General features: G+C 46.4%; 12 protein-coding genes and 3 pseudogenes. 5 read left to right on the forward strand and 10 right to left on the reverse strand.

All coding sequences use genetic code 11. The annotated features are described in order from the left end of the window. Positions 1–133: 133 nt before the first annotated feature. A complete protein-coding gene (locus ACF8OF_RS00565; protein WP_392495379.1) occupies positions 134–5101 on the reverse strand; it encodes an RHS repeat-associated core domain-containing protein in 4968 nt (1655 codons plus the stop codon). Positions 5102–5313: 212 nt separating this feature from the next. Next, complete coding sequence (locus ACF8OF_RS00570; RefSeq protein ID WP_392495380.1) at positions 5314–7083, reverse strand: NlpC/P60 family protein; 1770 nt, start codon at positions 7081–7083, stop codon at positions 5314–5316. 625 nt (positions 7084–7708) lie between these two features. Between ACF8OF_RS00570 and ACF8OF_RS00575 the strand changes: the two are divergent. Continuing rightward, a pseudogene (locus tag ACF8OF_RS00575) lies at positions 7709–7989 on the forward strand (DDE-type integrase/transposase/recombinase); the annotation flags it as partial. 255 nt (positions 7990–8244) lie between these two features. On the opposite strand, the gene ACF8OF_RS00580 reads toward ACF8OF_RS00575, so the two are convergent. Beyond that, a complete protein-coding gene (locus tag ACF8OF_RS00580; protein WP_392495381.1) occupies positions 8245–8886 on the reverse strand; it encodes a hypothetical protein in 642 nt (213 codons plus the stop codon). A gap of 17 nt (positions 8887–8903) precedes the next feature. Further along, positions 8904–9071 carry a LysR family transcriptional regulator gene (locus ACF8OF_RS00585; protein ID WP_392495382.1) on the reverse strand — a complete coding sequence of 56 codons (168 nt, stop codon included), beginning with the start codon at positions 9069–9071 and terminating at the stop codon, positions 8904–8906. Positions 9072–9667: 596 nt separating this feature from the next. Here ACF8OF_RS00585 and ACF8OF_RS00590 point away from each other — a divergent pair. The 4 genes and pseudogenes from ACF8OF_RS00590 to ACF8OF_RS00605 all read left to right on the forward strand — a co-directional run bounded on the left by ACF8OF_RS00590 (position 9668) and on the right by ACF8OF_RS00605 (position 13196). After that, a pseudogene (locus tag ACF8OF_RS00590) lies at positions 9668–10873 on the forward strand (IS91 family transposase). A 283-nt stretch (positions 10874–11156) separates the two neighbouring features. Further along, positions 11157–11399, forward strand: a complete 243-nt coding sequence (locus ACF8OF_RS00595) for a type II toxin-antitoxin system RelB/DinJ family antitoxin (RefSeq protein ID WP_045139082.1) — start codon at positions 11157–11159, stop codon at positions 11397–11399. Beyond that, positions 11389–11688 carry a type II toxin-antitoxin system RelE/ParE family toxin gene (locus ACF8OF_RS00600; RefSeq protein ID WP_369444858.1) on the forward strand — a complete coding sequence of 100 codons (300 nt, stop codon included), beginning with the start codon at positions 11389–11391 and terminating at the stop codon, positions 11686–11688. The genes ACF8OF_RS00595 and ACF8OF_RS00600 overlap by 11 nt, the downstream gene beginning before the upstream one ends. A 284-nt stretch (positions 11689–11972) precedes the next feature. Next, a complete protein-coding gene (locus ACF8OF_RS00605; protein WP_392495383.1) occupies positions 11973–13196 on the forward strand; it encodes an IS91 family transposase in 1224 nt (407 codons plus the stop codon). Positions 13197–13334: 138 nt separating this feature from the next. On the opposite strand, the pseudogene ACF8OF_RS00610 reads toward ACF8OF_RS00605, so the two are convergent. The 6 genes and pseudogenes from ACF8OF_RS00610 to ACF8OF_RS00635 all read right to left on the reverse strand — a co-directional run. Further along, a pseudogene (locus ACF8OF_RS00610) lies at positions 13335–13508 on the reverse strand (type II toxin-antitoxin system Phd/YefM family antitoxin); the annotation flags it as partial. Between the two features lie 735 nt (positions 13509–14243). Beyond that, positions 14244–15182 carry a hypothetical protein gene (locus tag ACF8OF_RS00615; protein WP_274371682.1) on the reverse strand — a complete coding sequence of 313 codons (939 nt, stop codon included), beginning with the start codon at positions 15180–15182 and terminating at the stop codon, positions 14244–14246. Positions 15183–15370: 188 nt separating this feature from the next. After that, complete coding sequence (locus tag ACF8OF_RS00620) at positions 15371–16387, reverse strand: ParB family protein (protein ID WP_274371681.1); 1017 nt, start codon at positions 16385–16387, stop codon at positions 15371–15373. After that, positions 16377–17591: an AAA family ATPase gene (locus tag ACF8OF_RS00625; protein WP_275983733.1), complete on the reverse strand. Its 1215-nt coding sequence runs from the start codon at positions 17589–17591 to the stop codon at positions 16377–16379. Before ACF8OF_RS00625 ends, ACF8OF_RS00620 begins: the two co-directional genes overlap by 11 nt. Positions 17592–18059: 468 nt before the next feature. Then, positions 18060–18785, reverse strand: a complete 726-nt coding sequence (locus ACF8OF_RS00630) for a tyrosine-type recombinase/integrase (protein WP_279800414.1) — start codon at positions 18783–18785, stop codon at positions 18060–18062. Between the two features lie 238 nt (positions 18786–19023). Beyond that, on the reverse strand, positions 19024–19197 hold the full coding sequence (locus ACF8OF_RS00635) for a hypothetical protein (protein ID WP_262862880.1): 174 nt from the start codon (positions 19195–19197) through the stop codon (positions 19024–19026). Positions 19198–19374 lie beyond the last annotated feature (177 nt).

Below are 19374 nucleotides of genomic sequence, written 5' to 3' on the forward strand. Positions count from 1 at the left end.
TGAAAAATTCAGGAAATTTACGTTATTTGCAACAGTGCCGATTACTTAATTGGCCCCTATGTCAGGGGCCTGTTTTAAAATAATCCTTTAATTGATTAATTATAATAATTAAAAATTAGTTTTCAATTTAAATTTACCATTTAAATTCTCTTGGATAGCCTTTACCATACGTAACTGTAAGTTCTATATTCTTGTATTCAGCGTCAAAGTTTTTAATAACCTGACTACATGATTCACAAATAGGGTATAAAGAGTGTAGGCGTACCTTGCCTGATACAGTATTTGATTGATGTACATCATGAAAATGATTAAGTAATGTAAATTCAGTATCGTAAATGCGAGGATTATCGCCAGTCCTTGTTGCTTTGAAATGTGCGTGTTCTGGTCTCTCCAATGATCTAAGCACTGCAGCATTAGTATTTTTCCCACTGGTGCTACGATATGTGATTGCATCATGATTATCTAATATAACCGTCATAAAAGCATTATTTCTTAATTTCCCTTGAATATTTTTATGTTTAGGCATTTTAGCCATGGCTGTTTTACTGTCAGACAAATTTTGCCGCATGTATTTGTCAGCTAATCCGTTTAATCCTTGTTCACGGATATTATATAATCTTTTTCTTAAATCAATAAAAGCATTTTTATCGGCCCAGTTCATCGCCTGTTTGCCGGCAACAGCTGTGACTCCTGCCATTGCAGCGATACCAAAAGCCAGTGATGTCCATCCCAGAACAGACGATGCCTGCGGATTGCTTTTTTCTGTGGCACCGCTGGCGATTGCCGTCACATCAGAAACGGCGGCTAATCCCCCTATTACCAGGGATGTCACTGACACAGAGCCTACTGCTGCGGATACGACCCCCAATGTCGATATGGATGCACCTGTTGCTATCGTGGTTGTTGCCGCCATCGCGATTGTCATTGCGACCAATGATGCCCCGGCGGTAAACACGGCAGCAAAAAGACCGGCAATTCCCACACCAATTGCCACACCGGCACCGGTGCTCATATGCCCTGACGGGTCGGTAAAATTCACCGGGTCTCCGGCACAATACGCATACGGGTTAATTCCCCCCTCACCAAACGGACTCAGGCTGTCCGGACAGTTAAAGCGCATCAGTACCGGATTATAGGCACGGTAGCCGTTCCCCAGGTGGTAACTGCCGCTCACCGGATCACACCGCTCACCGTTAAATCCCGGCAGTAAATCAACCGGATTTCCGCTGCCATACGGTGACCAGTTATGCCGTGTTGCCCCGTCATTTTTATTCTCTGACCATATCAGGCTGTTGTTGTGGTCGGTCCCCGTCAGTGTCAGAGCCCCCCCCTGGCTCATACCGAGACAGTGAGTGCCCCGTTTAATCAGCCGCGTCTCCTGCCGGCCTGCCGCCAGAACCTCATTGACCAGGGTGTTCCCGCGGTAATACAGCTCCCGCACATCCCCGCCGCTGACATGCTGGCTCACCAGCCGGTTGAGCGCATCATACTGATAACTGCCGCCGTTAATATTTTCTCCGCTGACCTCCGTCAACCGGCCAGCCACGTCGTAAACGAGGGTTCTGCCCGCTTCATCTTTAATCATCCGGCCGTTGGTATCATATTCCAGTTTAATCCGCGACGGATAAGCTGCATGAGTGTGTGTCACTTCTGACAGCTGTGCGGGATCTGCGGTATTCCGGTAGTGATACACAGCGGTATCTTTACTGCCGTCCGCCAGAGTGGTGGTAACCCCGGTCAGATTATTTATCGCATCATACTGATACTGCTGACCTGACAGCACGTTACCGTAAGCATCCGGCGGCGGGGTGCTGCCGCTCACCCGGTAACTGACCAGACGGTGACGGCAGTCATATTCATAGTGCTCATCTTTCAGCACCGTGCTGCTCTGCCGGGTGACCCGGCGGCTCAGCAGTCCGTTTTTCAGCCGGTGCATTTCTGTGGTCAGCGTGACGCCTTTACTGTCTGTGAGTGTCCGGCTGATTTCACGGCTGAAATCGTCATATCCAAACACAGTGGTCAGTTGTGCACCACTTGCTTTGTCCGTCACAGTCTGAACGGACAGGCGCTTCAGGGTATCGTAGTTCAGCACAACATCAAGCGCACTGTCCTGTATTCCGGTAACCCGTCCGTATTCATCGCGGGTATAACACGTCTGTGCTCCGGTAATATCTGTATAGCTGAGCGGCGCGCCGCCCAGTGTACAGGTATAATCTGCCTGCCGCTCACCGTTCCCACGGGTAAACTGCTCCTGAATCAGTTTGCCTGACGGTGACCAGACACAGCCGTAACCGGTATCTGCCCCGACGGCGCTTAACAGCTCACCGGTCAGGTTATCGTAGTCATACGTCTGGTCTAATCCCTCACCGCGCACACGACAGGGAACATTCCCCAGCTCCGGAATATAATCATATTTCAGTGACTCCCCCGACGGAAACGTGATTTCAGCCGGCACAGGAGAAGCACCCTCATAGCGGTACCCGGTCATCCTGCCGCCGCTGGTTTCGCAGGTTAACCGGCCCAGACTGTCATATTCACGCTGCCCCATGGTCAGCGTTTTTCCGTCAGTCCCCGGGCCGCATACCTTAACCGCGCTGACCTGCCCGCTACCTGAAGCAGGGGCATATTCACGGGTAACCACCGTGCCGTCGGCCAGCGTCCTGGAAATTTCCCGGTCAAACAGGTCATAACGGTAGGTGGTAATATTACCGTCTGTATCTTTTTCTTCCCGCAGACGGTTCAGTCCGTCATAGACATAACTGTGCTGCCCCTGCTCAGCCCCGGAAACATCCGTCATCGTTTCCCGCACCGGCAGCCCGGTGATTTTATCCAGCTGAGTACTGACAGTACCGCTTTTAACCTGTGCTATTCCTTCCCCGCCCTGTGCATATGAGCGGGAAACCCGACGGACAGGATCTGACCGGGTCAGTTTACGGAGACTGTCTGAAAAGACGGTTTCTGACGGGTTTCCCCAGTTGTCATAATCTGTAATGCTGCTGACGGTGAAATGCCTGCCGGAATCTGTCCCGTCAGTAATCCAGTCCTGTCCGGTATCACGCTGTTCCTGACCGAAGGCATCATACTGTACTGAGGCAACATCAAACCATTCGTCTGTATGGTCAGTATCAAGCAGCTGGCGGCGAATTTGACGCCCGGCACCATCAAAGTAGAGTTTTACCTGATTACCGGTACTGTCCCGCATGGCGGTAACCGGACCCGCTGATGTGATGCTGTACTCCCATGTGGTGATATTTTCATAACCAGTACCGGCATTCTGTGTCCGGGTCAGTATCCGCCCCAGTGTGTCATAGGTGTAACGGGTTTCGATCCCCTGTGGTGAAACCTCAGAATACAAAAGCCCGTTATACACAGACCGGCGCTGTGTGACGGATGACTGTAACCCGTCGTAACCGGTAAAAATAACCGTTTGTGTCATCAGGCCGCTGTCGCTGACCTCGGTGTCAAAATCCTGTCTGCCGGTAAACGACTGCCCCCCTGCATCCGGGTTGTACAGGGTATCGGTGAATGATGTGACGCGGCCATACTCTGTATTTTCGGTATCTTCCTCATATTCCGTGGTACGTACAGATAACAGCGTATCACCGCTGAAGACGGATTCAGTGTCCTGTACCACACAGTCCGTCCGGTTGCCTAACAGGCGGTAGGTATATGTTGTGATTTGCGCCGGTGTGTCATTATAATCACTGTCCCGCGGTGTTACCGTCACGGATTTCAGGAACCGGACAAACCCGTTCGGTTCGGCCGGACAGTGGCCGCCGCCTTCTGCCGGATAAAATTCATAGGTGGTCAGTGTGCCGTCAGGGGCTTTCATACTGACCGGATTACCGTGTTCATCAAATGCTGTTTCCGTCATTTCCGTACGGGTCTGCTCTGCGGCAGGCAGAGCGGTATCAGTCAGGGTAACCGTTTTCTTTCGGGGCATCTGAAACTGAGCCGGCTGCCCGTCAATAAAGACATAAGGCCTGGCATAATAGGCGGTTTCCTCCCGGATAATACTGCTGCCTTTCCGGATTTCCTCCGAGATTTGCAGGTGATAGTTATTGTATTCCCGCTTCGTGGTGACAGTGATACCGTCACTGGTAATCGTTTCCTCTGAACCGTAGGTATAATCCGTTAATGTGGTATAGATATAATCACTGTCAGAAGACCAGTTACCAAAATTGCCGTTGAAACCGAGGAAGTTTTGCGTGGTGTACGAGAAATGCCGGATTGTTTTCGGCTGTCCGGCCCCCGGATTACGGGTATGCGTGAACACCACCGGCAAACGGGCAGTGACACCGGATGCAGCGGGATACCTGAGCCCCTCCTGCACGTTATAAACAACGTCATCTGTCATACCGGTCGGGTATTTTACGCCGGTCAGCACCCGGCCGGTCATTCCGGATATGGCATCATAACTGAAATGACAATTCAGAACATCACCGTCCTGTATTTTGTGAAAAATACGGGTCAGATACTTATCATCCATCAGTTGAAACTGTATGCGGTTTTCATCTCCGGTACCCGGCCACAGTGTCATCACGGACGATTCTGTCTGGTAATTTACCCGGCACAATATAACTGACTCATCCCGGACTTCAGACAACCGGGACGCCTGTCCGTTCCAGTTCCAGGTCAGATACAGCTGTCGTCCGGCGGGTGATATGACCGTCGTGGTGACGAATGTCTCATCATCTCTGGCTTTTGTCAGTCGTTCGGTTTTACCGTCTTTCCAGAAAATGGTGTACCCTTCCCCGTCTCCCCGGCCATTGGTAAACACAAAACGGAAACTGCTGAGCTTCTGGTCGCGTACCTTATCGGTACCGGGGATGACCCGGTATTTTTCACCGTTACTCAGTTCCAGTAAATTAGTTTTGTTATTAAACTGTGTCAGACTCAGGGCAAAACCGGTGCCAAAACCACTGTTAATGTTGTTCAGTGATGAATAACTCAGAGACAGGGGGAGTTCAGGGCCCAGCTGATAGTTGCCGACCAGCGATACAACGGGCAGATTAACCATAAACTGTCCGGTGCGCGGGTCAACATCTGTGCTCATGGCACTGATAAAGTTGGATGTCTGTGACGTAAAATTCTCATTCATAATAAATACTCCTGATATAATCAGATGTGAAATAAATATTAGGTATTAAAATAACCATAAACTAAGGCTGTCTGTATTTCTGTAATGACAATGTCCGGATGTATTTTTCTATAATATGCAGCCCTCCCTGACAGAGGGCTTATAATATAAAATCCGGGTTATCGTTCTGATAAATAAAAATATGGCTGATAAAAAATGATGGATATAATAATTTATTTAATAATTAAATTATTATGTCTCCAGACTGAGCTGGTGCGTTTTTCCCATTTTTCGCTGTAAGCTTCCCGGCAACTTAGTCCCGACGGCAAATGATGCAGCATCTGACCATTACCAATATAGACTGCCGAGTGCTGTAGTGTGGTTGACGGCAGATTAAAGACCAGAATGTCACCGGCCTGAAGAGAAGTATTCTCAACTTTGACGAAGCCTTCCTCCGGAGCCTGTACTTCAAAAATATTTTTTCCGGAATCGAGGGAATAGGCCTCACGCGGATAGTCATTGAGTGCAATGCCGTTCTCCCTGAGGAGATAATCTCTGATCAGGGAGTAGCAGTCGTATTGACCATAGATATAAGGACGGTTTTCATAGTCCAGTTCAGTCTGCGGGAAAATAGTCAGGCTCTGCAGGCTGGGCCATAAAACAAGCAGGTACGGCAGACCATCACGGTCACTCATTGCCTGATAGTCAGAAACATCGTGGCTCAGGGCATCAGGCACGCTGCAAATGACATGTGTGATTTGATGTGAATGTCTAAGTGTCCGCAGGAAATCAGCATCAATTATTGCCCCCTGTTCAGGTGTCGGAGAAACATTAACACAGGGTTTGAATCCTGAATTATTGTCATCCTGAGACAGTACACCACAAATCATATCAGGGGCACTGTCGGTAATACGCTGAATAATATCCTCAGGGACACCATCGTTGCTGACATGTCGTACTGTGGATTCAGAGATATCCCGTGAGTTGTTACGAAAACCAGTGTGTTTAATCCCTTTGCTACTATCGAATTTAAGCACAGGGGAGGTTCGGTTACCAAAATTATCGATGATGTCAACGTAGGTTTCCCCGTAATATTCCCAGGACGTCATTAAAGAACAGTGACCATCAATCCGAACAAAACAGACACCGGGTTGCTTATTTATCGTGTGCTTACAGGGGAACTCGTATTTACTAAAGCGGACAGTGAGTGTCTTGGACAAATAGCTCTTTCCATAATCCGCAGCGCAGTCAAATGCCTGCCAAATCCAATACCAGCTATAATCACTTCCGAATATAGAACCGGATGACTTGCTGGCTTTCACCGAGGAAATTTTATGAAGCGGTTTCTTAATATCCAGATAATAGTTTGTCCCGGTAAGACTATACAAATTTGCTCCCTGATTCGATGTACCGGGTAAACGGGATGAATCTGTGTTCATAGAAAAGTCGTCAAGCGTATACCTGTGTGGTTCGATAGCTCTGATTTCGATATCATCAGGCGCCTTAAACGGCGCTCCGTTTGAACCGTTCACAGTATTAGTGCCACTGGAAGTGGTTTTAAACTCGCCAACATTTTGAATAGCGATACCTGCAGCTATTTTCTTGTTACGATTCCCGTTTGTACAGTACACGTATAGTGAACAATAGTTATAGCCATCCTCCGGAAATAAATAAGAGTATTCGTCTGTTCTGGACGACGAATATTCCAGAGCCCCTAAATAGTCATTTTTATTGAAGCTTACTCGCCAGTCAGATGTTCCTCCATACTCAGAATCGAACGGTATTTTTTCCCCAGTTTGGTAATCGCACAAGAAAATGCTTTTTTTCATCTCATCTTTTGTCATTTCTACCGGAACTGGGTTAGCGCTTTTATCCATTATCTTTACCTTGACGATAACCTCAATCATATTAAGGCCGTTTCCGTAAATAATGGCAGACTGTTTTGATGTCCCCTGATGCTGAATACTCAGACCAGCCAAATAGCCGAATTTTTCATAATACATAAAAATATCCTCTTGAAATAGCAAAGTGTATCTGTTGTTAATAAATATATACTATATCAGCAATGTTATTTACTGACGTCTTTTTGTGTCAAGGTTAAGTATTATACTTATCTTTATTACTGTTTAGTAAAACAAAATGAACACAACCCTGTTGAAATATGTTTTCATTTATCAATGTAATTACCAATTTCTGAATTAGTTGAGTTTGTTTTGTATTTTATATCTCCATTGTAATTTAAATTACATGCACCCAAAAAAAGAAAAAGGAATGGCAATAATATTTTCATGCTCAATCACCCCTAGTGATAATGTTATTTATAACTAACATAAGCTAAAAGTAACACATGATGTTAATATTTCCACTTAAATTAAATTAAATGCTCGTTAGTTAATCTTAATGGTATTGTTTAATAAGTGATTTTATATTAACTAGTATGCTAATTTTTAGGTGTCGTTGCAAAATTGAGTTGATGATGAACACTGAAGCCTGAGTCTCTTTCAGAGGGAAGTTAAATGGTACCTGACGATTTTAAATAGAAGAATTTTGCACCAGCTATTATCCTGTGGTGCCTTCGATGGTATGGCTCCACGCTACTAGGTTATGCCATTACCCGTTTAATAAATAAAAGAAGGTAAGCTTCAGGCTAACGTGAAACAACGAGAAATCAAAATTTTCAACAACCGTATTGAATCCGATCATGCGCTGATTTAAAAATTGATTATCGCCACTGGTGGTTTCAAATCGGCAAAACGGGCCTGGTCAACTATCCAGAGATTTGAAGCTTCACTAAAACTGAATAAAGGCCAGTTTGATGAATGGCTCCGTTGTGACGAATCCAATTTTAGGGTGCGGTACGCTGTGCCTTTAGCAATCGATTATTCAATGTGGAGGCTATTTTCGTCTGAAACATCCAGTAATTTTTGAGCAAAAAATATGCTAATTTATTATTTGCAACAAGCTCTTCAAGAGGGCTTGTTGCAACAATTAAGAGTTTTTTAATATGAGAGTTAATTTATTTTGTATAAAAATTAGTTTTCTATGTAAAAATTGGAAATGCTTAATACTTCAAGATTTAGCACCTGATTAGGTAATAACTAATTTATTTAAAAAGATATCCAAGCATTAATTAAAACCATATATTAACATGACCTTTAATTTCATCACATAAAATCATATATATCATCAGTCAAACTAGTGTTACTCATAAAATATGCATACCTATTTAAAAAAAACGATCTATCAGGCGAAATAAAAACAAACCCTTGCGAGTCACCTCCAATCTTATCAAAATAAAAGCTGCTATTTAAAGTATAACCAAGATAATTTAATAAACCTATAGTTAAATCCATATCTTTAATTATTTTTTTATTTTTAACTTTCACATTATAATATTTTTCCATACAAAAAAAAGCATCCTCTTGACAATCTTTTTCTTTCAAGAGAAAAAACTCATTCCGAATAACTCCATTTATATCCTTGTGTCTCTCATAAATATCACGATGTGTTATAATACCTATTTTTTCGGTGGGCAATACTTTTTTACATATACCATATATTTCTACATTAAGATTCTCATCAGATATAAACACATCGCAAAACCCATCCAGTAAACATTGGATGGGATTTTGATTGTTATAATATTCAATATATATATTTAAATTGTTTTTATTTATGAAGAAATCAATATTCGTGTAAATAAAACTATCTGTATAAATAATTAAATCAGAAATTTTATTTTTTAAGTTTTTAGTTAAGGAAAATAATGCATCATAATGTGGTTTTATTTTATAGTAGAAATCCACGCCATTGTTGGTTAAATTTACGCCACAACTGTTTTTTTTATAAGCTTCATTCCTAACTCTTTCTCTAAGGATGATATTCCTTGGCTTATAGCTGATGCAGTTACATTCATTTGTTCTGATGCTTTTTTAATTGAACGATTTTCAACCACAGAAACGAATTTACATAATTTTCCGGATAATAGCATTATTTTCTCCATTCACCATAATAAAAATTAGAATTATTTAAAGAAACCCAACTCATTAGTATCGCTAATGGATATAGTACATATATATTTTAGTTTAGGCGAAGCAATAATCTAAATATTCCACAAAAAAATCTTAATACCATTTCCAGTCAAGCCGTTAAATTTCTTTTGGTATCTTTTTATTTTGATATTGATAGGTACTGTCCGAGATAACAGAGATAATCCATGAAAAAATGAGACTCAATCAGTACAAATAAGAACGTAGCGCCCTTACAGGGCGAGCGTCACGGCTTCGCCGTTCCGAGGCTTTGCATGCCCGGAGCACCACGTTATACTCAGCTTCATGTATATCCCGCGCCCTGCCAAACTCCTGTTCACCATCAATGACGGCTGGAACCGCCATCTCGAAAAACACGGTGACAACGTCAGCCTGTGGACCCGCCTCTGTGTTGAACGCATGCTTGCCTGTGGCACCTGCGCAATGGGTGTTCGCCGCTACTGTTGTGCCTCTCCGAACAATAGCCGCCTGCGGCGGAGCTAAGACACGGTAAGTGAATGGCTGTCCTCAGCAACCGTCTCCCGCTATAATTCCGTGCATGTATATTCCCCGACCCGCAAAGCTTCTCTTTCAGATTGATGACGGCTGGAACCGCCTTCTCATCAATCGTGGTCATACTATCCCCGAATGGACCAAGTTGGTCATTGAGCGCATGCTGGCCTGCGGCACCGGGGCCATGGGGATACGCCGTTATTGCTGTGAGTCTGCTCACTGCACGCACACCAAATATTTCTGTCAGAGCTGCAAAAGTAAAGGGTGCAGCGCCTGCGGCATGAAAGCCACCGAGCAATGGATAGCAGAGCAGCAACACATCCTGCCTGACTGCGAATGGCAACACATCACCTTTACCATGCCTGATAAACTCTGGCCGGCGTTTAATCTCAACTGGCCGTTACTCAATCAGTTGTTTGCCTGTGCCGCCAACACCCTGCTGAAATAGGCGGAAAAAATGGGTATTGAAATCGGGTTATTTGTCGCCCTGCATACTTACGGACGCCAGCTTAATCAGCATCCGCATATTCATCTGTCAGTGACCCGCGGCGGGTTATGCCGCAAACACGGCGTCTGGCGCTCAGTTTTCTTTAAAAAGAAGGTGGTTGAGCGTTACTGGCGTCAGGCTGTCATTGCCCTGCTTCGTCAGCATTATGCTTCACTGGATTTAGCAGCCGCTGGCTGCAGACATATCCGCGACTACCGGGAATGGTGTCAGCTCCTGGAGTCGCAGTATCAGCGTCGATGGAAAATCCACTTTGCGAAAAAGACCAAACATGCCAGGCAGAATGTCAATTACCTGGGGCGTTACCTAAAACGTCCGCCGGTGGCAGCCTCTAAATTGCGCCACTACAGTGGCGGGACAGTGGTTCACCACTACTATGACCACCGGACGGGGCGGCACAAAACGCAGCATCTGAGCCAGGAAGAGATGCTGTGGCGTTACAGCAGTCATGTCCCGTCGAAGCATTTTAAGATGGTGCGGTATTACGGCTTTCTGGCCAACCGGAAACGGGGCGTTTTATTACCGAAAGTGTATACGGCACTGGACATGAAGGTGAAGGAGAAACCGCCGAAACCGGGCTTTGCCTCTCTGATGAAACAGTTTACGCGGACAGATCCGTACCAGTGCGGGCTGTGCGGCGGCAGGATGGTATTTAACAGCGCGGAGGCGGGTATCAGGGCAGAAAGATTGCTGGAGATACGGCGTCAGGAATTTAAAAAGCAGCGATGGCTGCGGCAGGCAGCATAAGGAAGATCTGCCTGAAATTCAGTAAATTGAATGATAATTCACCGGAGTGCCGTAAATTCGCACAGTCCCGTCCGGATAAAATAGCTAATCGTTCATCAGCAGAAGAAGCTAACACCCTGAAAACAGGGTAAAAACAACTTTCAGTTTCCTAACCATGAACCATTTCGGATACCTAGCAAAATATCCAGAAATTTTTACTTAAAGCCAGAGTTAGGTTGTTGCGTATATATAGTATACGCCGTATAATTCGTATATACGAACGTAATTACAAAAGGAAAATAATATGGCAACTATGAACATCCGCATCGACGACGATTTAAAGGCTCGTTCTGGTGCGGCACTTGACGCTTTAGGTATTACAACATCCGAAGCTGTTCGCCTTGTCCTGGAGTATGTTGCGCAAAATAACCGCTTACCAGTGCAGGTTGCATTATTAGCAGACGAAGACGCGGATATCATCGAACTGGCGCGCACACGCTTGGCTAACCCAGGAAAACGGATACGCGTGAAACTCGATGACTTATGAAATTGAATTTTACGAAGAAGCTTTCGATGAATGGCACAGGCTGGATTCCAGCATACGTGGACAGTTTAAAAAGAAGTTAGCGAAGCTGGTTGAAAACCCACATCGGCCAGCTAACAGGCTGCGTGGGCTTGAAGGTTGTTACAAAATCAAGTTACGCACTGCAGGCGTCCGTTTGGTTTATAAAGTCGAAGATGGTGAATTAGTGATCCTGGTTGTTGCTGTAGGTAAGCGAGATAAAAATGCTGTTTACGACTCTGCCCGCGAGCGACTATTCACCTCAAATAAATAGCCCGTCGTTGCTGACCTGAAATGACAGCGATAATCTGATGCTCAGTAAAACGGTCTTTACGCATAGCGATCTCCTTAGTTAGCAGATTGATTATGCCGGAGGATCTCTAAATGTGAATGGCTTTGGTACTCATTGATTTGAGCATCATGTTTTTTCCCACTTGTATTCTCTAATTTCCCACCGCGTGTTAACAATTCCGAACGTAGCGCCCTTACAGGGCGAGCGTCACGGCTTCGCCGTTCCGAGGCTTTGCATGCCCGGAGCACCGCGTTATACTCAGCTTCATGTATATCCCGCGCCCTGCCAAACTCCTGTTCACCATCAATGACGGCTGGAACCGCCACCTCGAAAAACACGGTGACAACGTCAGCCAGTGGACCCGCCTCTGTGTTGAACGCATGCTTGCATGTGGCACCTGCGCAATGGGTGTTCGCCGCTACTGCTGCGCCTCTCCGGACTGTACCCACTCCCGCTTCTTCTGCCAGAGCTGCAAGTCAAAGGCCTGCAGCGCCTGCGGCATGAAGTCTACTGAGCAATGGATTGCTGAGCAGCAGCACATTCTGCCCGATTGCGAATGGCAGCACATCACTTTTACTATGCCACACCTGCTATGGCCGTTCTTTAACAATAACTGGCCCCTGCTCAATGACCTGTTCCGCTGCGCCACCCGCGCCATGCTCACGTGGGCACGTAAACAGGGTATTGAAGTCGGCATATTCTGTGCCCTGCACACCTATGGCCGCCAGCTCAATCAGCACCCGCATATCCACGTCTCCGTCACTCGGAGCGGTCTCGACGTTAAGCATAACGTCTGGCGAAGCCTTTTCTTCAAAAAGAAAGCCGTGGAACTCATCTGGCGGAGCGCCGTTATCCGCCTGCTGCGCAGCAGCTACGCCCGCATCATGCCCGGCATGTTGCCGGGGCTGGGCCACATCCGCGACGAACGCCGGTGGCATCGTTATCTGCAGGCACAGTATGGGCGGTACTGGAAGGTGTATTTTGCAAAAAAGACACGGGGGGCGTGGCACAGCGTGAAGTACCTTGGCCGGTACCTGAAACGCCCGCCGGTGTCGGCTTCCCGCCTGCGGCACTACTGCGGCGGCGCGGTGGTTCATCACTATCTCGATCACCGCACAGGGAAGCATAAACGTCAGATGCTGAGCCAGGAAGAGATGATCGGGCGCTATGTCAGCCATGTTCCGGCGCGCCATTTTAAGATGGTGCGTTACTCCGGGTTTCTGGCCAACCGTAAAAGGGGGGCACTGCTGCCTCGGGTATATGAAGCGCTGCAGATGCAGGCGCGGGAAAAACCGGAGAAACCGGGATTCGCTGCGCTGATGAAAGGCTTTCTGGGCACGGATCCGTACAAATGTATCCTGTGTGGCGACCGACTGCGTTTTGCCGGCACTCAGGCAGGTATCCATGCAACAGAATTGCTGTCAGAAAGGCTGCGTGGAATGGAGAAAAAGCGATGGTTGCGAATGCCTGAATGGGATCAGTGCGTCTGAAAAGTGACTTTCCGGTTAAAAACACATCAAAGACGGCATTTTTATATATAGTGATGAATAGCTGCATTATCAAAAGGATGATCCACCGTTAAATTCATGTTCAGGTGCGCCCAAAAGAAACGATTCAATCTCCTAACCATCAAGCGCATCAAGCATTTTTTTGTAAAGCTCTGCCGGAACACAATAAAAAGCAGGCTGATTACGGTTAAAGATAGCGACCGGAAATCCATCACCGGCACTGACTGTAGCCATCGGGTTTTTTTTCAGTTCGCTGACACTGGCACTGATATCACTTAAAATAATATTAGGCATCATATTCACCATTAAGACTTATTAATAGGTCTTTTTATCTTACCGGTCCTTAGGGGATACACTTAAATCTATCCATACCAGTCAGACCAGTGACAGCACCTGACTATAACTCATTTTTATGCGCGTCAGCGCATGTCAGGCGGCAAAAATTGCCGATAATTTCTCTGAGGTCTAATAGCCGCCGAAGCCCGGCAGAGCCGGTTGCAGAGTGTTATATTGCACATACCCTCCTGCGTCCTGCTGGAAAAATCGGATATAGAAACGGTTTTTTACTTTTTTATTCCTGCCGAAGGCCGCAGTTAGCCGGGCTTGCCCGGATGTACTGCGCGTTATGCTGCGTTTACGCAGCATTAGGAGGAATAGTTTGCAGGAAGTAAAGCATCTCTTTTTCTGAGCTGCGGGAACTTGTTCCCTGCAAGCGAAGGCATTAATTGTTTTTATTGATGGGGTGCGCTTAAAGACGCGCCCCTATTTCCTTTTTTTAAAAGGACGTTTTGTTCAGAGACTAAGAACGAATTTATCAGGACTACAGAGGATCTGTTCGAATTTAATTGTTCATTTTTAATACCATACGAAGTTAACAGGATGTTTTCATACCAAATAAGGTCCGGTACCGGTACAAGAGCCACCTTTCCGGGGAAAAGATATCAGGTAACAGCATAAAAACAGGGGATTTCCGGTAAAAATCCAGCACAAAAACCGCCGGGGAGGCGGTTATTTCAGAGGTGGGCAACATTAATCGTCCGGAAGATTATCCAGATAACACTGATACAGCAGCTCCCCCTTCAGCGCTGGGAACTGTGATTTAATCCGTTTTTCCAGCGCATGCACTGTCGCGACAGGGTTTATCTGCTTCCAGCGTTCATAGAGACGCCATGCTTCCCCCGGCGTCTCTTTCTTCGGACGGGAAGCTTCAAGCTGTGCTTTTTTCTCTTTCAGTGCTTTTTCCTGATGATCCTTTTCTCTTTTCAGCTCCTCATCGTCACCGATGACCAGGCGGCGCAGCTTTTTGAGCATTTTTTTCAGGGCGTGGTGGTTATCCAGTGATGCAACATTGGAACGATTCATACGCAGCACATGCCTGGCATAGCGTTTCTTATAGTTCTCCCGCAATCCGTTACGTTCCATCCAGCGCCTGAAGCTCCTGATGATATCGCGCAGAGCCTCCAGATCAAAACCCAGCCCTTCAAAAAACTCCGGCCGCAACCAGATGCGCATTGCTTTGTACTGTTTTGTTTCACAGTCAAAAGCACGATGAATAACGATCAGCTTTGCCGCCTCCCAGTCATGCAGTGCGTGCAGTACCGGGTCATAACTTTTGCGGCCGTTTTCATACAGGTAAAGCTGACCGCATTGCGCAGCCAGCGCTTCCACTGAGCACATCACCTCAAATACATTCTCGCTCATCGGGTTGTAGTCCGTATTGGCGATCACTGCGAGTGCCAGAACATACCAGGTTTCACGGCGCTCGGAACGTACGGAGACACGCTGATTACGGTCACAGCGCAGCTGATAAATATGCGGATTACGGTTCCAGTCATGCTGGTCCAGCGCGGATGCAAAACGCCTGATGACCGGGAGCTTGGGTAATTTACCTTTAAAGACCGGAAAAAAATGACGGTGAACTTTCCCCGCATTCTCCTGTTTTTTGTGAAGTATCAGGGAGTCAGACACATGCTCCTGCGCTTATGTTGTACTGAAGGAGTTGAATTTTGCTCTGCATAACTCTATACTCCCTGTCAGGAAATTAACATTATTCCTGACAGTATTGATTGATTGAAGGCCCTGATATCTTGCCTCACCGCCAAGTCAGAGAAGATGTCGGGGTTTTTTGTTCTCAGGGGGCAGTTTTGCTTCTGTTATCAGTCAGCTACCTGTTCATCTGCTCTCATCTCATGGCTGTCCGCTTCCCCGGCATAATAGCGTGTCAGGACCTTCTGTATCTCTTTATCAAGCTCATCCTGTAATGCTTTCGGCACACGGTTAAATTCATAACTGAATCCCCTGTCTTTGGCCCGTTTACGCGCATACATATTTTTGTCATTAAACGTCCGGAGCGGAACAACCACGGCCACGTCCGGTTTGTTTCTGCGCATCAGGTTATCCGTCAGTGCCTTAAGTTCAGACAGAATAATTTTTTTCAGTTCATCAGGGATGGTCTGTCCGTTATTGATGAGCGTATTAACTTTATCGTTCATTTCCTTCAGAAGCGTTTTACGGGAAAGTGCCTCAGATTTGATCAGACTATCGATGAGCAGCAACAGCCGGTAATCATTATGGCCCAGCTCGGACTGAACCGGGAAAAGTGCGATAAGGTCGCCGGGTACCGAAGCCGCCTGGATTGCCCGAGTCACTTTTGCCGCAGATAACTGCTCTGACGCCGCAATTTCTTTCTGTGACATTCCTTTTTCACGCAGTTGCATAAGACGCAACCCGATCTCCCGCAGGTTATGCTCCTTCGCAGTCTGGATATCAGCGGCCAGCTGCCGGGCATCGTCAGTGCTGATTTCGGTATCCGTTACCAGAACGTTTAACCCCACCTGGCATAACAGAGCGGCAGCGCGTCGTCGTGAACCATCCAGTATTTCTGTCTTTCCGTGCGTACGGTAACCGATGGCCGGGAAGAACTGCTGTAAACTTAATGTCCGCGTGATATCTGTCAGTGACTCCGGGGTCAGCGCACTCTGATCCCTACCGTTGACCGAAAAGCGGACGAATGTGCGCTCCTCAAGTTCCTCTGCCGGAATATGAACCAGATGAAAAAGTGCAGATTTACCTGATTTGAGAATGAACCTCCGGGACTCAGCGGCTTCTGCCGCCGGGAAAACCGGGGATACCGCACTCAGTGTCCTGCCGATTGTTTTACGTTTAGTTTGCATAGTAACCCCGATTCTGACGCAGGAACTCAATACGATCGAACACTGCTTTGGAAAAATCCTCTACTGCGGCTTTGGCATTTTTCAGCGCTTCCGCACTGCCGATATACGTGGCCGGGTTTGCAGAGATCACCGTATCAAATGACTCGCCGCAGCGCTCAAACCCGTCCAGCCGCGGGAGAGCCACATCGAGCATGTCACCGCCGAAGATCTCTTTGGCCAGACTGTGACACAATTTATGGTCTGTCTTGTTGACCAGTTTGGACATAAAACCAATATTACTGATGAGATTCACCTGTGCTCCTGTCGATTCGATCATGCCGATAAGTTCAGGCAGCCGCGTCAGATACTTCAGCGTGGAGTGGAAATCAACCTGAGCCGGCGGTACCGGTGTCATCAGAATATCAACCGCCGCAATCGCATTGGATAAAAACGCATCCAGGTGAGGACCGCTGTCAATAAAGATAAAATCATAGTCCTGCCGCAGTTTATTAATAATATTTTCCCGCAGCACCGTGTAGATGTTATGCCCCGGCAGGTACTCATTGCACAGAACTTCCCATTGGGAGGCAATAAACGCATCCTCGATCGAGGCAGGGATCACATCAACCCCCTGAACCACCGACGGCAGGATAAAATCACTGAGCAGTTCCTCGCGGGTCACATTCTGCAGCATGGCCTGGGCAGCCGTGGTTTCGACTGAGCCCACCGATTGCTTGTGATCAAGAAACATGGTGGCAGAAGACTGCGGATCCAGGTCAATGACCAGAATTCGCAGATCCTCACAAATCAGGTGCGGATGTGTGCGCAATCCGTGAGCCAGTGAGACCGTGCTGACGGTTTTCGACACACCGCCTTTCAGGTTACCGATAAAGAGAGTGAAGGCCTCCTTATAACGGTCGCGGTATTTCGGCACATTCCGGTGATGGTAAATATCAATAATATTCCGGATACTCATCGCATATTTCTGTGCGGTGCCGGCCTCACGCTTTTCAAATTCATAGCCCTGACTTTCCATTTCACTGACGGCGTAATCCACACCGGCACGGGTCAGACGGGGGAGTTTCGCCACCGCCGCTTTTGAATAAACCTGATAATAGGACGTCTCATTGAGCTCTTCCTTCTGCGTCTGAACCTGGGAGGTTAATGACTGCAGAAGCCGGACTGAACGGCCGGCTATTTTATTAAACTGATTATTTTCATTCATCACACCAAACTCCCCGCATGCAGAATTCTGAACTTAATATAATAATCCTACATATCATCAGCATTGTAAACACTTTATACCTGCATTCTTTCACCATTGCAAATGACAACGCTATTACTTTGATAATTAATGATTTTATTAATTATTTCACGCAATTTTCATTCTGAAATCGCCCCGGATAGTAGATCTGGTAATAAACGCTCATGTAATGTTAGTTTTATTATTCTATAAAAAAACACTACCGAAACAGGAATGATCATTGTTATTTCTGCTTATCTGACGTGAGTACACAAAAAAAGATAAAAATACGGATACGCAAAAATAGACAAGCCGAGCCTATGGACACCATAAAATTAACAGTGTACACAAATAAAAAAAAATTTTTGACTGTAGATGAAGAAAATCACACAGAACGTATCAGAAAAAATCAGGGAAGCGATACCCCGGCGAATGCCGGGGACAAACCGATCAGCGGAAGGAAATATCAAAGTGCAGCATAGCGTCAAGGGTGAAAATCCGGGTGTAAATGTCAGTTGACGCCGATTTTTTATGTCCGAGATAAGATTGAATGACTTTTACCGGCACACCGTGAAAAATAAGATGCATGGCAAAACTATGGCGAAGTGTGTGACAGGTGACGGATTCGGTTACTAAAGAAAAACCATCCTCTGCTGCAAGACGTACTGCTTCACGCAACCAGTTACGCACCGTATTGTCACTGCGGACCGGCCAGATCTTATTCTGATTCTTATAGCGCATAGTCGCAAAGTAACTTTTCATCAGCCTCACATACTCTGCATCAAATAACGGTACAGCGCGTTTTTTTATCGCCTGAGGTTTATGCTTTACCGTGATATCCACCGGCTGACGCTGTTTCAGTGTTTTCAGCACAACAAATGGCGTTTCCGTATCAAAATAAAAATCACCTTTAGTCAAAGCCATTATTTCATGAATACGACCGCCGGTATTCCACAGCGTATCAATAAGAGTTCGCTGATGCAGATCCGGAACATACTGCAACAGGCGGTTGATTTCCGGTGCCAGCAAATAGCGCGGGCAATCAAGTTCAGCTGCAATCGCCAGCGTACGCAGCTGACGGGCCCGTTCCAGATGACCGGTTGTCAGCAGGCCGGAACTCTGGCGGCGAAGGGATATCCTGCCGGTCTCCGGCAGATCAGGGAAGTTGTCTGTCATAACAGTACCTTTTTGCCAGTAACAGAGACGATATTAACGATGATTATCGTCATTCATCAGTACGACATCGAGCAGTGTATTAGGGTGATCAGTGTCAAAATATCATTTCACCTCTGAAACGACGGCGGAAACATACCTCTGTTTTCTGCAGAGCAGGCAGGAAAAGATCTGCGCAGTCTGGTATCAGTACCTTTTTGCCGGTAACAAAGAGGGTATTAACGATAACTATCATAATACGTCAGCACTGCATCGTGCAGTCTGTGACGATGGCCGGTGTCAGAAATAATTTCATCTCTGAAACAATGATCGGAATACGTTTCTGCTTTCCGGCAGAGACAGTAAAAAAGATCGGTGAAATTGCTGTCAGTTTCTTTTCACCGGTAACGGAAATGATATTAACAATGATTATCATAATACATCCGTTTTTATAGCATGCGGTGTATTACAGCGCCCGGTGTCAGAACATCATTTCATCTCTGAAACGACAGCCGGAACACGTCTCTGCTTCTCTGCTGAGACGGTAAAAAGAATCCACAGAATTCGGTATTATGGTATTTATACCGGAAAACCGCAATAATAAGCAGGCTTA

The organism is Morganella sp. TYF_1, from assembly GCF_043105645.1.
Classification (GTDB): Bacteria; Pseudomonadota; Gammaproteobacteria; order Enterobacterales; family Enterobacteriaceae; genus Morganella; species Morganella morganii_B.

Bases quoted from the DNA above. Each gene is read 5' to 3' on its own strand.
- ACF8OF_RS00565 (WP_392495379.1), bottom strand. From the start codon at position 5,101: ATGAATGAGAATTTTACGTCACAGACATCCAACTTTATCAGTGCCATG.
- ACF8OF_RS00605 (WP_392495383.1), top strand. From the start codon at position 11,973: ATGTATATCCCGCGCCCTGCCAAACTCCTGTTCACCATCAATGACGGC.
- ACF8OF_RS00635 (WP_262862880.1), bottom strand. From the start codon at position 19,197: ATGATAATCATTGTTAATATCATTTCCGTTACCGGTGAAAAGAAACTG.
- ACF8OF_RS00630 (WP_279800414.1), bottom strand. From the start codon at position 18,785: ATGACAGACAACTTCCCTGATCTGCCGGAGACCGGCAGGATATCCCTT.
- ACF8OF_RS00625 (WP_275983733.1), bottom strand. From the start codon at position 17,591: ATGAATGAAAATAATCAGTTTAATAAAATAGCCGGCCGTTCAGTCCGG.
- ACF8OF_RS00585 (WP_392495382.1), bottom strand. From the start codon at position 9,071: ATGCTATTATCCGGAAAATTATGTAAATTCGTTTCTGTGGTTGAAAAT.
- ACF8OF_RS00595 (WP_045139082.1), top strand. From the start codon at position 11,157: ATGGCAACTATGAACATCCGCATCGACGACGATTTAAAGGCTCGTTCT.
- ACF8OF_RS00570 (WP_392495380.1), bottom strand. From the start codon at position 7,083: ATGTATTATGAAAAATTCGGCTATTTGGCTGGTCTGAGTATTCAGCAT.
- ACF8OF_RS00600 (WP_369444858.1), top strand. From the start codon at position 11,389: ATGACTTATGAAATTGAATTTTACGAAGAAGCTTTCGATGAATGGCAC.
- ACF8OF_RS00620 (WP_274371681.1), bottom strand. From the start codon at position 16,387: ATGCAAACTAAACGTAAAACAATCGGCAGGACACTGAGTGCGGTATCC.